The 16,127-nt window shown below is 40.4% G+C and carries 21 protein-coding genes; 19 read left to right on the top strand and 2 right to left on the bottom strand.

What is annotated here, in order from left to right:
- Positions 1-51 precede the first annotated feature (51 nt).
- Positions 52-1,320: an MFS transporter gene (locus BUB71_RS02735; protein ID WP_073151524.1), complete on the bottom strand. Its 1,269-nt coding sequence runs from the start codon at positions 1,318-1,320 to the stop codon at positions 52-54.
- 177 nt (positions 1,321-1,497) lie between these two features.
- On the opposite strand from BUB71_RS02735, the gene BUB71_RS02730 reads away from it, so the two are divergent.
- A complete protein-coding gene (locus BUB71_RS02730; RefSeq protein ID WP_073151523.1) occupies positions 1,498-1,863 on the top strand; it encodes a CD1247 N-terminal domain-containing protein in 366 nt (121 codons plus the stop codon).
- A gap of 61 nt (positions 1,864-1,924) precedes the next feature.
- Here BUB71_RS02730 and BUB71_RS02725 read toward each other — a convergent pair whose 3' ends face one another.
- Positions 1,925-2,380 carry a hypothetical protein gene (locus BUB71_RS02725; RefSeq protein WP_073151522.1) on the bottom strand — a complete coding sequence of 152 codons (456 nt, stop codon included), beginning with the start codon at positions 2,378-2,380 and terminating at the stop codon, positions 1,925-1,927.
- A gap of 327 nt (positions 2,381-2,707) precedes the next feature.
- Between BUB71_RS02725 and spoIIIAA the strand changes: the two genes are divergently transcribed.
- The 18 genes from spoIIIAA to dxs all read left to right on the top strand — a co-directional run bounded on the left by spoIIIAA (position 2,708) and on the right by dxs (position 16,123).
- Complete coding sequence (gene spoIIIAA / locus BUB71_RS02720; RefSeq protein WP_073151521.1) at positions 2,708-3,709, top strand: stage III sporulation protein AA; 1,002 nt, start codon at positions 2,708-2,710, stop codon at positions 3,707-3,709.
- A complete protein-coding gene (gene spoIIIAB / locus BUB71_RS02715) occupies positions 3,703-4,221 on the top strand; it encodes a stage III sporulation protein SpoIIIAB (protein WP_073151520.1) in 519 nt (172 codons plus the stop codon). Before spoIIIAA ends, spoIIIAB begins: the two co-directional genes overlap by 7 nt.
- 12 nt (positions 4,222-4,233) lie before the next feature.
- A complete protein-coding gene (gene spoIIIAC, locus BUB71_RS02710; RefSeq protein WP_073151519.1) occupies positions 4,234-4,440 on the top strand; it encodes a stage III sporulation protein AC in 207 nt (68 codons plus the stop codon).
- A gap of 12 nt (positions 4,441-4,452) precedes the next feature.
- Positions 4,453-4,839 (top strand): stage III sporulation protein AD, encoded by a 387-nt coding sequence (gene spoIIIAD, locus BUB71_RS02705; protein ID WP_073151518.1) that lies wholly within the window; start codon positions 4,453-4,455, stop codon positions 4,837-4,839.
- Positions 4,840-4,845: 6 nt separating this feature from the next.
- Positions 4,846-6,033 (top strand): stage III sporulation protein AE, encoded by a 1,188-nt coding sequence (gene spoIIIAE / locus BUB71_RS02700; RefSeq protein ID WP_073151517.1) that lies wholly within the window; start codon positions 4,846-4,848, stop codon positions 6,031-6,033.
- 13 nt (positions 6,034-6,046) lie between these two features.
- On the top strand, positions 6,047-6,652 hold the full coding sequence (gene spoIIIAF / locus BUB71_RS02695) for a stage III sporulation protein AF (protein ID WP_073151516.1): 606 nt from the start codon (positions 6,047-6,049) through the stop codon (positions 6,650-6,652).
- A 12-nt stretch (positions 6,653-6,664) separates the two neighbouring features.
- Positions 6,665-7,294 (top strand): stage III sporulation protein AG, encoded by a 630-nt coding sequence (spoIIIAG, locus tag BUB71_RS02690; RefSeq protein ID WP_073151515.1) that lies wholly within the window; start codon positions 6,665-6,667, stop codon positions 7,292-7,294.
- A 14-nt stretch (positions 7,295-7,308) separates the two neighbouring features.
- The gene (locus tag BUB71_RS02685) at positions 7,309-7,848 is read left to right on the top strand and encodes a SpoIIIAH-like family protein (protein ID WP_073151514.1); all 540 of its coding nucleotides are present in this window, start codon (positions 7,309-7,311) and stop codon (positions 7,846-7,848) included.
- 137 nt (positions 7,849-7,985) lie between these two features.
- A complete protein-coding gene (gene accB, locus BUB71_RS02680) occupies positions 7,986-8,465 on the top strand; it encodes an acetyl-CoA carboxylase biotin carboxyl carrier protein (protein WP_073151513.1) in 480 nt (159 codons plus the stop codon).
- 20 nt (positions 8,466-8,485) lie between these two features.
- Positions 8,486-9,838, top strand: a complete 1,353-nt coding sequence (gene accC, locus BUB71_RS02675; RefSeq protein WP_073151512.1) for an acetyl-CoA carboxylase biotin carboxylase subunit — start codon at positions 8,486-8,488, stop codon at positions 9,836-9,838.
- 5 nt (positions 9,839-9,843) lie between these two features.
- Positions 9,844-10,239: an Asp23/Gls24 family envelope stress response protein gene (locus BUB71_RS02670; RefSeq protein ID WP_073151511.1), complete on the top strand. Its 396-nt coding sequence runs from the start codon at positions 9,844-9,846 to the stop codon at positions 10,237-10,239.
- 72 nt (positions 10,240-10,311) lie between these two features.
- Positions 10,312-10,869, top strand: coding sequence for an alkaline shock response membrane anchor protein AmaP (gene amaP / locus BUB71_RS02665; protein ID WP_073151510.1), 558 nt, complete (start codon positions 10,312-10,314; stop codon positions 10,867-10,869).
- A gap of 11 nt (positions 10,870-10,880) precedes the next feature.
- Positions 10,881-11,111, top strand: a complete 231-nt coding sequence (locus BUB71_RS02660) for a DUF2273 domain-containing protein (RefSeq protein WP_073152740.1) — start codon at positions 10,881-10,883, stop codon at positions 11,109-11,111.
- A 61-nt stretch (positions 11,112-11,172) separates the two neighbouring features.
- Positions 11,173-11,589, top strand: coding sequence for a transcription antitermination factor NusB (nusB, locus tag BUB71_RS02655; RefSeq protein WP_073151509.1), 417 nt, complete (start codon positions 11,173-11,175; stop codon positions 11,587-11,589).
- A 1-nt stretch (position 11,590) separates the two neighbouring features.
- Entirely contained in the window at positions 11,591-12,946 is a 1,356-nt protein-coding gene (xseA, locus tag BUB71_RS02650) for an exodeoxyribonuclease VII large subunit (RefSeq protein WP_073151508.1), read from the top strand.
- A 7-nt stretch (positions 12,947-12,953) separates the two neighbouring features.
- Positions 12,954-13,196 carry an exodeoxyribonuclease VII small subunit gene (xseB, locus tag BUB71_RS02645; RefSeq protein ID WP_073151507.1) on the top strand — a complete coding sequence of 81 codons (243 nt, stop codon included), beginning with the start codon at positions 12,954-12,956 and terminating at the stop codon, positions 13,194-13,196.
- The gene (locus BUB71_RS02640; protein ID WP_073151506.1) at positions 13,189-14,079 is read left to right on the top strand and encodes a polyprenyl synthetase family protein; all 891 of its coding nucleotides are present in this window, start codon (positions 13,189-13,191) and stop codon (positions 14,077-14,079) included. The genes xseB and BUB71_RS02640 overlap by 8 nt, the downstream gene beginning before the upstream one ends.
- Positions 14,080-14,236: 157 nt before the next feature.
- On the top strand, positions 14,237-16,123 hold the full coding sequence (gene dxs, locus BUB71_RS02635; RefSeq protein ID WP_073152736.1) for a 1-deoxy-D-xylulose-5-phosphate synthase: 1,887 nt from the start codon (positions 14,237-14,239) through the stop codon (positions 16,121-16,123).
- The last annotated feature ends 4 nt before the right edge of the window (positions 16,124-16,127 follow it).

The raw sequence follows: 16,127 nt of genomic DNA, 5'->3' as shown, positions 1-16,127 counted from the left end.
ATTCTCCTCGTTCCATATAGGAGTATGCGAGCGCGGACAAGTTTAGTAATATTAAGTTGACTGAAAATGATTTTTATGGAGATAAAGACGAGATCGTTCTCCTTTTCCCCGTAATCTTTGAGGTTGCCGTAAACGAAATAGAACGAGCAGGATTGCGATCACTTGTGCAGAAGCTGTACCTAGAAAAAGCAAGTAAGGATGTTTTGTCAATGCACCAAAGATAGGAGGTCCTAGAGCAACACCAAGAAAACGGACACTACTATAAAAAGAAGTGATTAAACCGCGTTCTTTCATCCCAATAGAAGAAGTGATCAACGTATTCAGACAAGGCATAATAAGTCCACTACTAATCCCAATACCTAATAAAATAGCAAGTAATAAATAAAACTGATGAATCCAGATTAGTAGAGTCGTACAGATTGTCAATAGAAGAAGCCCAATCCAAATTATATGTTTCATTTTTCGAGTTCGTTCTTTTATATGTGACCCTGTCCAATAAGCTGTAAATCCTAATCCAAGTAATGGAATGGCTAAAATAAATCCCTTCATCATTCCAGCTAACTTAAATTTTTGTTCTAGGTATTCAGAAAAGTAGAAGAGTACACCAAACATGGTAAACATCGTGACGAGTCCGACAAAGAAGACAACGTAAAGCCAGCGTCCCTGTCGATAAAAAATTTTCTGAATCGATTTCCGATATTGGGCTAGCTTTGGAACATTTTTTAGCGGTGCATCTGTTACATATTTGATCAGGAGAAAAACCAAAGGGATCGTTAAAATGGGAAAAGCAAAGAACATGGCATACCAGATCAATGTGGCTAAGAGAGCACCAACAATGGGGCTGAGCACTTTACCTGCTGCATTGGCAGCTTCTATGATTCCAAGCGCTTTCCCTCTTTCTTCCTCTTTGTAGAGATCACTTGCTAAAACCATTGCAACGGGTGCTGTTCCTGCTGCTCCAATCCCTTGTATAATTCTTGAAAGCAGCAAAAGCATAAAGGAATCTTTACTCCAGATCGCAACACCAGCCGAGAATAACCCTCCTATACCGTAAATGATCAGACTAACAATGATCACTTTTTTTCTGCCAATTCGATCTGAAAGAATTCCAGCAATGGGAATAATGAATGCAGCGGGAATTGAAAAAAGCGTGATTAATAGGCTTACTTGAAAAGAACTAACATGATAAATCGAACGAATAGTAGGAAGTACTGGGATAATCATAGAATTGCCCAATACCATTAAGATAGGAATCATACTTAAAATCCACAGAGTGACCGGTTTTGGTGATCCAGTTGATTGTTTAACGCTTTGCTCCATAAAGCTTCCTCCTTTTGCCATAGCTTGCCCCATTTCCCCATTTTTTCATCCAATGCAAATAAAATAACGACCATCAAATTCTCTTAAAATCAATTTGCCAATAATTGTTTCGACTGTTTCTGGAATAAGCGGTGACACTATTCCTAATATCGATGAAGTGCAAAGGAGTGGTCTCATTTGCAACATTTACAGCGAGAGGTTGCCTATCTTCAAGGGATGTTAGCAGGATGTAAGAATAAGGAAAGCCATGAATACCTCATATTAAAACGTTTGCTTGATTTACAGGAGGAACTTGTCAAGGAACAGGAACACTTACAATTGCGACAAACTGAACTAGAAGAGTATACAGAGGCAATCGATGAAGATTTAAACGAACTTGAATTAGAGATTTATGATGATCAATATTCAATTACATGTCCAAATTGTGGAGAAGAGGTATTGGTTGATGAGGATGACTTAGAGGATGATGATCTTGCGCTCCTCTGTCCCAATTGTCATCATGAGCTTTTTCCAGAGGAGGACAAAAAAGATAGCGAATCATAAAGACGACCGCCCCCCGGAGCAGCTGCTCCGGGGGGCGGTCGGATGGGCGGCGATCAGTTGATCAGTTCGTCAGATCGAAGGAGATGTTTCCCTTCTCCTCCTTGGTGACCTCGTAGATCTGGGGGAGGTACGGCTCTTCCCCGTCGACCTCGGAGGTGACCTTCATCGTCAGCTTCTTCTGGGAGAGGTGGATGACGACCTTCAGATTCACCTCCTGGCAGCACTTCCAGCCGAATCGCAGCTCACCCACTTCATAGGTGAGCGGGCTCGGGGAGACCTGCTTCCAGTTGGGGTCGAACTCGATCCACTCCTGTCCCTGGTAGAACTCCCGCAGCGGCTCCTTCTTGAGTTCACCGGAGATGCTCTGCTTTTTTGCCTCCGTCAGCTCGTGCCCGCAAGGAAACGGGTAGAGTTGACGGGTGACCAGAGTGAACTCCTCCAGCGTCATCTGCCTGTTGGCGAGCGGTTGAAGGCTCTTCCAGATGCGACCCGCCCACTCACGGATGGGCGAGGGCATCAGACGACCCTGTTGTTGGGATCCCGGATTCTCCGAGAAGTCGTAGTAAGAGGATGACATGTTTTCCCATCGTTGAAACTGATTGACTAAATGAATTGATCGTTAAAATGCCCTAAGATTCGGTCAAAGACCTCCAATTCTGGTAGCATCAAGCGTGTATGCTTGGCTCTACCCGGTAGACGAACATTGGTTACCATCGTCCAATGACGCTGTTGTGTACGGGCAGAAATGGACATTGGTTTGAATTTATTATACTACTGAATTGAGAATTGAAGCAAATGCACAAAATGGGAATAATTATCACAATTAATGGAATAAAGGAATCACATGCTCCATAAGATTGGAGGTAAAAGGTGGACAGGGGGTGTAATCATCAATCAACAGTTAGTTGCGATTTTTCCAGAAGTTGTCCGACATGTGATTTTATCCCTCGAAAAAGGAAAACAGCAACAATTAGAAGAAGTGCGGCTCCGTCAGCTTCGACCGATTGAACTGATCTTCACAGATGGTGTCTTTTATATCAAGCAAGATCAACGAATACTCTCCCAATCACCTATCGATGCCATGATTGCGACACCGGAAATATGTCAGCGATTTCTAAATTTAGTAAGCCAACATTCTCTCTATACTCTTGAAGAAGAATTGCAGAAGGGATATATCACCATTTCAGGAGGTCATCGAGTAGGGATTACTGGGAAAGCCATTTTGCAAGATGGCAAGGTAACCCATTTACGAGATATTACGCATTTTAACATTCGAGTCGCTCGTGAAGTAAAGGGAGCTGGGCAGCATTTCATTCCTTACATCTATAATAAAGATGGATTGCAGAATATTATGATAGTAGCTCCGCCTCAATGCGGGAAAACAACTTGTATTCGCGATTTAGCAAGAATAGTGGGCAACCATCATAAAGTAGCCATTATTGATGAACGTTCGGAGATTGCAGGATGTCTTCATGGCGTTCCTCAATTTGATGTAGGATTAAGAACTGATGTGTTAGATGCTTGCCCAAAAGCTGAGGGAATGATGATGATGATTCGTTCCATGTCACCTGATCTATTAATTGTCGATGAATTGGGTCGTGAAGAAGATGGACGGGCAATTCAAGAGGCTGTATACACAGGCGTTCGTCTCATTGCAACACTCCATGGCTCAAGAATTACTGATGTAACAAAACGACCTATATTACGCTCTTTAATAGCAGAGAGGATATTCTCTTACTATATCTTTTTGGATCGTTCCAAAGGACCTGGAACCATCTCGACCATTTATGACAATCAGCTACAAAAGATTGAATACGTTCAAACGATGGTGAGTCAATCATGCTGAAACTAGTCGGTTCTTTCATTACAGTCCTTACTAGCACTTGGCTTGGATTTCACCTGGCCATGCAGGTGCGACAAAGACCAAAGCAAATACGCCAATTGCTAACCGCATTCTCACTATTACGATCAGAGATTCAGTATGGAAATCGTCCGCTATTTGAAATTTGTAAACTAATTTCCGTGCGGGAGATCGACAAGATTGCGGATATCTTTCGATTTAGTTATGAAGAGCTTCAAAAAAACGAAGGCGACACAACTTATCATTGTTTTCATAAAGCGATTCGTCAAGTATGGGGTCAGACATCTTTGAAAGGGACTGAGAAAGAGATTTTTCTTGATTTATGCTCTGTATTAGGTCGATCAGATCGATTGGATCAAATTCAACATATAGACCGTGCAAAAGAGCAGTTACAAGTTGTAGAAGAGAAGGCTCGATTAGAGCAAGAACAATATGAAAAGATGTTTCGAACAATGGGCGTTCTAGGCGGCGTATTAGTTGTGATATTGCTTTATTGAGGAGGAGAGCCCATGCCTTACAATGTAGACGCAGTATTTCAAATTGCTGGGATTGGGATCATTGTCGCAATGATTCACACAATTTTAAAACAAATGGGTAAGGAAGATTGGGCCCATTGGGTCACATTAATCGGTTTTATCATTGTACTTTTCATGGTTGCAATGCTCATTCGCGATTTATTCCAGACAATTAAGAATGTTTTTCTGTTTCATTCTTAGGGGGAGTATCACTTGGAGATGATTCAGGTGGTTGGTTTGGGTGTGGTGGCCACCATCCTGATCCTCTTAGTCAAAGAGCAAAAACCGATGTTTGCTTTCTTACTAGCCACTTTTGTCGGAATTGTTATCTTTCTCACAGTGATTGGTAAAATAACTGAAATACTGAAAGTCCTAGCACACTTAGCGAATCAAGCAAAGGTAAATCAATTTTTCCTAGAGACCATCCTGAAGATTATTGGTATTGCTTATATTGCTGAGTTTGGGGCGCAAGTTACCAGAGATGCAGGTCAAGGAACAATTGCAGCAAAGATTGAACTAGCTGGAAAGATTTTAATTATGGTCATGGCGATCCCGATTATTATTACAATCATCGAAACCATTATTAATATTCTGCCGTAACAAAGGATGAGCAGCTTGAAGAATCTAATAATAGGTTTGCTCTTTATCATCAGTTTGATATTTCCAGCATCAGTCGAAGCAGTTGATGGAAAATCAATGATTGATCCGCTTATCCGTTCCCAGTTTGATCATTTACCAACTCAGGAAATGAAACATTTTTGGGATCGCTTTCATCAAGAATACCAACAGTTTTTCTCGGCAGGACTACCCCAGGATATATTTACCTTCTTACAATCGATGAACAGTAAAGAATTTTCATTAGCGGAGTTTGGAAAGGGTTTGCTGCGGTATTTTTTACATGAAGTCTTGTACAATGGCAAGCTTTTAGGGATGATTATTGTCCTAACAGTTTTAAGCATGATTTTACAGACATTACAGACCGCATTTGAACAAAACCAAGTAAGTCGGGTGGCTTATGCTGTAGTATTTATGGTGATATTAATTTTAGCCATCCAAAGTTTTTCGAGTGCAGTCACCGCAGCGAAGGCAGCAATCGGACAAATGGTCGATTTTATGGTTGCTTCTGTGCCACTATTACTAACACTATTAGCTTCAATGGGCAACTTGGCATCAGTCGCATTATTTCATCCTTTCATCATCTTCATGATTCATATTGTCAGTCTATTGATCTACTTAGTCATTTTACCATTTTTCTTTTTCTCTACGATTTTAAGCATTGTAAGCACCATTTCTGATAAATATAGAGTAGATCAATTGGCACGCTTGATGAATAAGTTCAGTATTACCTTACTGGGAGGCTCATTAACGATTTTTTTAGGTGTCCTTTCGATTCAAGGTGCGACTGCTGCTGTTACCGATGGGATTGCGATTCGTACCGCTAAATATGTAACAGGAAACTTTATTCCAGTTATCGGTCGAACCATTTCTGATGCAGCAGATACTGTACTTGGTGCATCGCTGTTAGTGAAAAATACGCTAGGTTTAGCTGGTGTTATCATTCTTTTGATGATTTGCGCCTTCCCAGCTCTGAAGATTCTGTCACTTGCGTTGATTTATCATTTTTCTGCCGCTGTTCTTCAGCCATTAGGAAATAGCCCCATTATCGAAAGTCTTGGAATAATAGGGCGGACACTTGTTTATGTCTTTGCGGCTTTAGCCGCCGTTGGTTTGATGTTCTTTTTGGCAATTACGATCATGGTAAGTGCTGGAAACATAGCAGTGATGATGCGGTAGGTAGGTGTAATGAATGGAGTGGATCAGTGATTGGTTAAAGCAGATTATTCTACTTGTCTTGATCGCTACTTTTATAGATCTATTACTACCTCAACAGTCGTTATCGCGTTATGTAAAGTTGGTGTTGGGATTATTGATTATTCTAGCAATCTTACAGCCAATTCTTCAACTGCTTACAGATCAATTGTCAGTAGATCAATTGTTAAAAGGAGATCAAAATGCCAGTAAGGAAGCAGCGATACCTTCCATTGCCACGATTCAGCGACAAGCAGAGGAGATAAAAAGTAATCAACAACATGAGTGGATAAAAACTTGGAAAAGTAACTTCGAGCAGCAATTAAAAAAATTATTGGATCAACGTTATCCACAGCTCGTCAGACAGATCGAGATATCGGTTGAATGGAAAGACCAGCAACCACATTTAAATCAAATTTTATTCATTTTACGAAATCCTAATTCAACCAATCAGAAAGTTGATCCAATTCAAATAGATCCATTTATCCAAAGAGATAATGTAGAACAGAAAAGAAATCAACAACATTTGAAAGATTTAATCCAAAAAGATCTTCAACAATTTTGGGGTATTGACCCAAAAAAAGTACAAATGGAGTTTGAGTAAAGCGGGTGAGGTATGGTGTTAAAAGAGTGGTGGGCAGAAGTAGAAAAGAGATGGCGTGAAAATCCAACACAAAAAAAACTTTACCGTCGTATTCTATTTTTGGGGTTACTGGGAGTTGGACTTTTATTCTTTTCTTCTCTGTTTGAGATGAAAGAAGAGCCTATATCATTTTCACCATCTAATACACCAACTACCTCCAAATCAGCTTCATCTGTCAATTCAGCATCAAATTCACATACAAATATGGAAACATATGAAAGGCAATATGAACGCGATCTTGAGCAAGTATTAGACCGTATAGTAGGTGTGGATGATGTCTCTGTCATAGTTAACTTAGATTCAACTGAGGAGGATGTTGTTCAAATTGATGAACATCATTCTGAGCAAGTGACGACAGAGATGGACACCAAGGGGGGCAATCGATCAATTCGCCAAGGTACCGATGATAAAAAACCAACCTTTTATCGTAATAACAATGGTGAGCAACCATTAGTGGTAAAACGACTCAAGCCAAAGGTGCGTGGTGTGCTTGTCGTTGCTGAGGGGGTAGAGAATTTACAAGTAAAAGCAGTTGTAATAGAAGCAATTCAACGAACACTCGATGTTCCATTACACCGAATTTCAGTTTTACCAAGAGGTTGAGGAGGAATTTGAAAATGACAGTGAATAAACAAACAGTCTGGCTCGTCTCCATGCTAACATTGATGGTAGCATTATCCGCATATTATATTGTGACAGGGCCATCACAGCCTGTACAACAAGCAAATCAAATGATGCAAAAGCCTAAGCTTGATTTGCAAATGAAAGAAGTAGAACAAGGAAAACCAGTAAGTAAGCAAATGGGTAAACATGATTATTTTGTCAATTACCACTTACAAAGAGATACACTGCGTTCGAAGTTGACTGAAGAATACATGCGTACACTTTCTAATCCGCGAGCATCAGAAAAAGAACTAAAGGTAGCAGAGCAAAAAGTAAATCAATTAATGAAGGTGGATCAACAAGAGTCTTCCTTAGAGGAAGCAATTCGAAAAGAAGGGTATCGGGATGTCGTGGTCATGAATCATCAAAATAAAGTAGATGTAATTGTACAAGGCGAACGCTTAACAAGTACTGAAGCAGTTCATCTAATTAGTATGGTTGGACAACACTTCCGAGTCGATCCCACCATGATCTCGATAGGATATCGTTCTTAAAGCTTCCCCTCAGGGGGCTTTTTTGTTTTCATGATTGGAATCCTGCTAGCAGACTAGCCAAAGTTGTAAAAAAACATTATCATAAAAGCGGTAGTATTTTGGATACATAAAATGTCTTTAGAGAGGAGTGGAAGCAAGTGGCATTAGAGCTAAAGGATATTCATGAATTAGTTCAATTAGTCGAAAAAGCAGAAGTTGCTGAATTTCATATGGAGCATGAGGGAACCAAAATTACAATTAAGAAAGCGGTTGGAGAAGTAGCTGTTCAACCAGTAGCGCCTGTGGTACAACTACCGCCGCCTACTGCACAAAACAGTACGGTAACTACTCAATCACCTGCACCTACACAAGAGACAAAAGAGGTGGAGGACGCGGGTTTACATAAAATTGAATCACCAATGGTAGGTACATTTTATCGATCCCCTTCTCCTGATGCAGATCCATATGTACAAGAAGGAAATACAGTATCTGTCGACTCGGTAGTCTGCATTGTTGAAGCGATGAAACTCATGAATGAAATTGAAGCAGAAGTAAATGGAACGATTGAAAAAATTCTTGTCAAAAACGGAGAATTGGTTGAGTTTGGTCAACCATTATTCTTGGTACGAACGACTTAAAGACGGGAAGGGGAGGAATCATGTTTAAAAAAGTCCTAATCGCCAATCGGGGAGAAATCGCCGTTCGCGTCATACGGGCTTGTCGTGAACTTGGGATTCAAACCGTTGCCGTCTATTCAGAAGCTGATCGTGAAGCACTTCATGTAACCTTAGCTGATGAGGCTTTTTGTATTGGACCTGCTATGGCCAAGGATAGCTATCTCAATATGACGAATTTAATGAGTACGGCGACACTGCTTGGAGTCGATGCGATTCATCCAGGGTATGGATTTTTGGCTGAAAATGTAGATTTTGCTGAGCTTTGTGCTGTTTGCGGTATTACATTTATTGGCCCACCACCGAACGCGATCGCTCAGATGGGCGATAAAACGACCGCGAGAGAGACAATGAAGCAAGCAGGCGTACCAGTTGTACCAGGGACTGAAGGTATCATCCAAGATATGGATCAAGCAAAGCAAATTGCAGCGGAAATTGGGTATCCTGTTATTGTAAAAGCGACTGCCGGTGGTGGAGGAAAAGGGATGCGAATTGTTCATTCAGAGCAAGAGCTAACCAAAGCAATCCGCTTGGCACAACAGGAGGCAGAGGCTAACTTTGGAAATGCAGGAGTCTATTTGGAAAAATTCTTAGTAGAACCACGGCATATTGAAATCCAAGTATTGGCCGATAATCATGGAAACGTTGTTCATCTAGGGGAAAGGGATTGTTCTATTCAGCGCAGATACCAGAAGTTGGTGGAAGAAGCACCATCACCTGCATTAAATTCATCGTTACGTGAAGCAATGGGACAAGCTGCTGTGAAAGCTGCTAAGTCTGTTGACTACTCAGGAGCTGGAACGATTGAATTTCTTTTAGATCGTGATGGGAATTTTTATTTTATGGAAATGAATACCCGTATTCAAGTTGAACATCCTGTAACTGAGGAGATCACAGGAATCGATTTGGTAAAAGAACAGATTCGGGTTGCCACTGGGGAACCGCTGACTTTTACACAAGCAGAGATTGAGTTTGATGGATGGGCGATTGAATGCCGTATCAATGCAGAAAATCCAGAAAAGAATTTTAGACCTTCACCAGGAACGATCGAAGGCTATTTAACACCTGGAGGGATCGGTGTTCGAGTTGATAGCGCATGTTATCAAGGATACCAAATTACTCCGCACTATGATTCGATGATCGCAAAATTAATTGTATGGGGTAATACCCGTCAAGAGGCGATTGAGCGAATGGAGCGAGCACTTGCAGAATATGTGATTCATGGTGTCTATACAACCATCCCATTCCATCAACGTCTGTTGAAACATCCACGATTTCGAGAAGGTGATTTTCACAATCAATTTTTAGAAGAAGTAGATTTGTATGAAGGGAGTTAGGGTAAATGGCTCCACAAGAAGAGACGAAAGTTCCAGGAAGAGTTGATATTTCACCCGAAGTTATTCAATTAATCAGTGGGTTAGCGGCAACAGAGGTAGAAGGTGTTGCAGGATTAAAAGGTGGAGTAGTAGGAGATTTAAATCAATGGCTAGGCAGGAAAAATTTACGTCAAGGTGTAAAAGTAGAATTAGGCGATAAAATTGAAATTGATGTTGCCATCATTGTTCACTACGGTGAGCAAGTAGTCGAAGTGGGTCAGCTCGTTCAGTCTCAGGTGAAAGAGCGAGTGGAAGAAATGACAGGTTTACCAATCGATCGAATTGTAGTACGGATTGCTGGACTAAAGTTTCCACAAACAGAGGAGACACAGGAATCAACACCTGTGCAACGTGTAAGGTAGGGGCCCTCACTCAACAATCAATCGGTCATGACAGCAAGTTGTGTGTTGAATGAAGAAATGGGAGGTCCGTTGATGCGTTTATTGGATCGTTCACTTTTGTTACTAACAAGTGTGATCGTGGGGTTTTTGGCGATATTTGTTGCTTGGGCAGCATATATGCCTTCCTTGATTGAAAAGACGCCTTTTCAATTTCTTGAAGGCGATTTTCAAATGCAAGTAATTGTTGCGATTATCGCAGTTCTTCTATTTTTACTCGCTTTGCGTTTATTATGGGTGAGTGTAAGTCGTTCCCGTAGAGGAGCTGTTGGTGTTGATCACGAGACGGAGATTGGTCAAGTAAGAATCTCTATTGAAACACTTGAATCTTTAGCAAGAAAGGCAGCAGATCGAATTAAGGGGATTCGGGAGTTAACAGCGAGGGTCCATTTACATGCTGATACAGGAGCTGTTCATATTGGCTTTCGTATCACAGTAGATGGAGATCGCCCTTTTCTAGAATTATCCAATGAATTACAAACTACAGTCAAAAATCAAGTAGAAACCATTGCTGGAATCGATGTCGATGATGTTTCTGTCAACATTATTCAGACTGCTATAAAATCTGATCGTGCTAGAGTTCGAGTGAATTGAGGCGTCAAGCGATGGATATAAAGAGAATATGGTTATTTGTTGAGCAGCATAAAGGTCAGACTTTTGGTATTTTATTGGGCCTCTTACTCGGTTTTATTTATCTGTGGTTTGGTTTTTGGAAGATGCTCTTTTTTTCCATTATTTTGGGGCTTAGTTATTTAATCGGTGTTCAATTCGATCGAAAAGAAGATGTAAAGCAGATGATAGACAATATACTTCTGGATAAGTTTATGCGAAAATAAGGTGTATTGTTAGAATCCAGCCAGAGCATAAGGCTGGGTTCTTTTATTGGAGGGAGATATTATGAATCGAAGATTGGCTAGAGAGAGCGTACTAACTACACTCTATCAGCTTGAGTTTCAACCTGATGAACAAAGCCAAATAATCCATAGACAAAGAACAAAATTGGATCGAAAGACTTTTCTCTTCTATCAACAAATAGTTAATGGAATCCAACAACATTTAAATGAAATAGATCAAGTAATAGGGAAATGTCTAAAGTCTGGGTGGAGCATTGACAGGATTGCATCTATTGATCGGGCAATACTGCGAATTGCCTTCTATGAGTTGCTCTATGAACAGGAGACCCCAATTAAAGTGGTTATTAATGAAGCTGTTGAAATTGCTAAGTCATATAGTGGAGATGAAGCGAGTCGTTTTATTAATGGATGTTTAGGGAAATGGGTTCGAGAGAACCAAGAAGGTCAGGTGACAGACTAATATGAGGCGTAGGAAAAAGCAAACCAAAATATGGACAATCTCTGACCTCGTTGCACATCTTCGTTCCAAGATCGATGAGGACCCTCAATTACAAACACTCTGGGTAAAGGGCGAGATTACCAATTTTACCCTGCATGAACGCAGTGGACATATGTATTTTACATTAAAAGATGAGCAGACACGTGTTAAAGCTGCTATGTTTTCAAGTCAAAATCGAAGATTGCGTTTTCGTCCGCAAAATGGTGATTCGGTATTTGCACTTGCTAGACTTTCCATGTATGAGCGTGAAGGTCAAGTACAACTATATGTTCAAGAAATGCAAATGAGTGGTATTGGTGATTTATACACTCGTTTTGTTCGCTTAAAGGAACAATTAGAGCAGGAAGGCTATTTTTCAGCTCCAGCAAAGCCGTTGCCACGTTTCCCACGCCGAGTAGGTGTTGTAACTTCGGCAAGTGGAGCTGTTATTCGAGATATTATCATAACAATGAGGCAACGCTTTCCATTAACAGAGATCTTGCTTTTTCCAGTCGCTGTTCAAGGGACAAATGCAGCTAATGAAATTGCAGAGGGTATAGAAATCTTAACACAACAAGGGGATGTAGATGTACTGATTGTAGGGAGAGGGGGAGGCTCATTAGAGGAACTTTGGGCCTTTAATGAACGTCAAGTAGCGGATAGTCTTTTTCGCACAACTTTGCCAGTTATCTCTGCAGTAGGTCATGAAACAGATACGACGATTAGTGACTATGTAGCTGATCATCGAGCTGCAACACCAACTGCAGCAGCAGCGATGATCGTACCAGATCAGATTGAATTAAGAGAACAGTTAAGATTACTTCAGCATCGTTTGATTCAAGCACAAAGGCGCGTACTCGATCAAAGATTACAAACTTTAACCAATTGGCAAGAACGATTACAATATAGTGGACCAAAAGTAAAGATCCAACAGTATGTTCAGCAAGTGGATCAGTGGGGCTCCATGATTCGAGATCGCTTGGATTCACAGGTGCAAATTAAGAAGCAACGTCTTGAACATTTCATGTCGAAACTTCGTCTTTTGAGTCCAAAGGGTAAGCTAATAACCAATCAAGAACGGTTGGAACGATTGAAGAATCGTCTGCAATTGTCAATGAATCACCAGTTAGAGAGGTATCGTGAGCAATTGATGAAACAAATCGTTCAATTAGAAGCTCTTAGTCCATTAAAAGTAATGCAGAGAGGCTATTCTCTCGCTTATCGCTATCATGACCAATCGCTTGTCACCTCAGTTAAAAATGTACAATCGGGTGATCTCTTGCGTGTTCGATTAAGTGATGGGGCAGTAAAATGTCAAGTATGGTCTACAGAGGAGTGACAATGAAATGGAGAGGCAGGAACTATCGTTTGAATCCGCAATGGAACGACTAGAAGAAGTAGTATTAGAACTGGAGAAGGGCGATATTTCATTGGAGGAGTCGATTCGTTTATTTAACGAAGGGATGAAATTGGCACAACATTGTGGTTACAAATTGGATTGGGCAGAGCAAAAAATTGAAATGCTAATAGAGGAGAATAACCAATTTGTAAAAAAACCATTTCAACCTGAGGAGGACTCAAATGATTGAGACGTACATCCATGAGAAAGGCAAGATAATTGAAACGAAACTAGAAGATTATTTAAATCATTATCGTGAAGTGCCTGATCGGCTATACCAATCGATGAAATATTCGTTAATGGCAGGCGGTAAGCGTCTTCGTCCTATTCTTGTATTAGCAACTGTAGAAGCTTGTGATAAACCGGAAGAGTTAGCTTATCCCTTGGCATGTGCTATTGAGATGATCCATACCTACTCACTGATTCATGATGATCTTCCATGTATGGATGATGATGATTATCGACGAGGGAAATTAACAAACCATAAAAAATTTGATGAAGCAACGGCTGTGTTAGCGGGTGATGCGCTTTTAACAGAAGCCTTCACTTTAATGTCCAAGGGTGTTCGAGCTGCTAAGCTATCTTTTGATGATTCATTAGCCATTATTGAAGAGACAGCTAAGCATGCTGGTGCCTTTGGAATGATTGGTGGACAGATGGATGATTTACTCAGTGAGGATAAACAGATTACTGTCGAAGAGCTAGAAGCGATTCATCGTCGTAAAACAGGTGATTTAATTGCATTTTCGGTTCGCACAGGAGCTCGAATTGGTGGTGCATCAGAAGAAGCACTCACTTCATTGACACAATTTGCCTATCGTTTAGGGCTTGCATTTCAAATCCAGGACGATATCTTAGATATAATAGGTGATCCAGAATTAATCGGTAAACCAGTTGGAAGTGATCAAGAAAACTTAAAGTCGACTTATCCTTCACTTTTAGGATTAGAAGAGTCACAACAATTATTAGCACGTTTGACCTATACCGCCAAGGAGGAACTGTTAAAAACAACTGAACTTAACCCACAAAGGTTACTCGATATTGCTGATTATTTATTAACTCGTAAACGATAATCATCATCTGATTTAATAGTTTTACACATTGAAATATAGAATTTTTTTAAGCATGTGTTATAATGAGTTTACTTTAGCTAACTTTTGAAAAAAGCGATCAATTGCATACAAATATATTCCTTTTATATGCAATGAAAAGAAAGAGAGGCGGTTGTTGTTGCTTCTTGAGCAGATTCATTCTCCTGATGAATTAAAAAAATTATCAATTGAAGATTTACCCAAATTGGCAAAAGAGATTCGCAATTTTTTGATTGAAAGTTTATCTGAAACGGGGGGGCACCTTGCCTCGAATCTTGGTGTAGTGGAGCTTACGCTTGCTCTGCACTATCTATTTGAAAGTCCGAAAGATAAGATTTTATGGGATGTCGGACATCAAGCCTATGTACATAAACTTCTAACGGGGAGACGAGAACAGTTTCCAACATTGCGCCAATATCATGGTCTTTGTGGATTCCCCAAAATGAGCGAAAGTGAGCATGATGTTTGGGAGACAGGACATAGTAGTACCTCTCTCTCAGGGGCGATGGGTATGGCCGTTGCTCGTGATTTGCAGCAATTGGATCATAAAGTGATCGCAGTAATTGGTGATGGAGCTTTAACTGGTGGGATGGCACTGGAAGCGCTTAACCATATTGGTGTCGAAAAGAAAGATTTAATTGTTATCTTAAATGATAATGAAATGTCCATCAGTCCAAATGTGGGTGCTTTGCATAATTACTTAGGAAGATTAAGAACTCATCGTCATTATAATAAGATTAAAGATGAGATGGAAGCGTTGCTTGCAAAAATCCCAGTAGCTGGGCAGCCTTTCAAAAAGACTTTAGAAAGAGTAAAAGATAGCTTGAAATACTTGGTGGTTGATGGTGTCTTATTTGAAGAGTTGGGACTTACATATCTAGGTCCAGTTGATGGACATGAGCTGGAAGAACTAATGGAAATATTGCGACAAGCAGGAGATACAGAAGGCCCTGTTTTGGTTCATGTTGTGACGAAAAAGGGGCAAGGTTATGAACCTGCTGAAAACGATTCTGTCAATTATCATGGTGTGGGGACATATAAGATTGAATCTGGCGCATTTCAGAAAAAAGCAAGTTCTGCACCACAGTATCCATCCATTTTTGGTAAAACGATGATCGAATTAGCTCAGCAGGACCAAAGGATTGTAGCTATCACTCCAGCTATGTTAACAGGTTCCAAATTAGAAGATTTTGCTAAGCATTTTCCAGAACGCTGTTTTGATGTAGGAATCGCGGAACAGCATGCTACTACTTTTGCAGCTGGGATTGCAACGCAAGGGTTGAAACCGGTTTTAGCAATTTATTCAACATTTTTACAACGCGGTTATGATCAAGTGATTCATGATGTGTGCCGCCAAAACCTAAATGTTATCTTTGCTATTGACCGTGCAGGTTTTGTAGGTGAAGATGGGGAAACTCATCAAGGTATCTATGATATTAGTTTCTTACGAAATCAGCCTAATCTAACCATTATGATGCCTAAAGATGAAAATGAGCTTCGTCAAATGCTTTATACTGCATCTCAGTATGATGATGGTCCGATTGCGATCCGTTATTCGAAAGGATCAGGAACTGGCATTGCGATGGATCAAGAATGGAATAAGATTCCGATTGGGAAATCTGAGATTCTCCGCTCAGGAAATGATGCTGCTATATTAGCTTTTGGAACAATGGTTTCTCCAGCACTTGAAGCAGCTGACTTTTTAGCCCAAGAGGGTTTAAATATACGTGTAATTAATGCTAGATTTGCTAAACCGCTCGATAAAGAATTATTATTAGGACTAGCTGAAGAAAAATTGCCCATTCTAACAGTTGAAGAGGCTTCATTAGCAGGTGGTTTTGGAAGTGCTGTTCTGGAATTTTATGAGGAACAAGGAGTACAAGCATTTGTAAGTCGAATGGGCGTACCGGATTATTATGTTGAACATGGTTCCATTCAAGAGCAGTTAAAAGAAGTTGGGCTCACATCAGATGGAATAATTCAACAGATTAGAGGGATTACGGTAAAACGAAAACAAAGGGCATGAGGGA

It is taken from the genome of Seinonella peptonophila (genome assembly GCF_900129355.1).
GTDB lineage: Bacteria > Bacillota > Bacilli > Thermoactinomycetales > Thermoactinomycetaceae > Seinonella > Seinonella peptonophila.
Note: the sequence above shows the minus strand (reverse complement) of the source record. Positions and strands in the feature narration are given on the sequence as shown.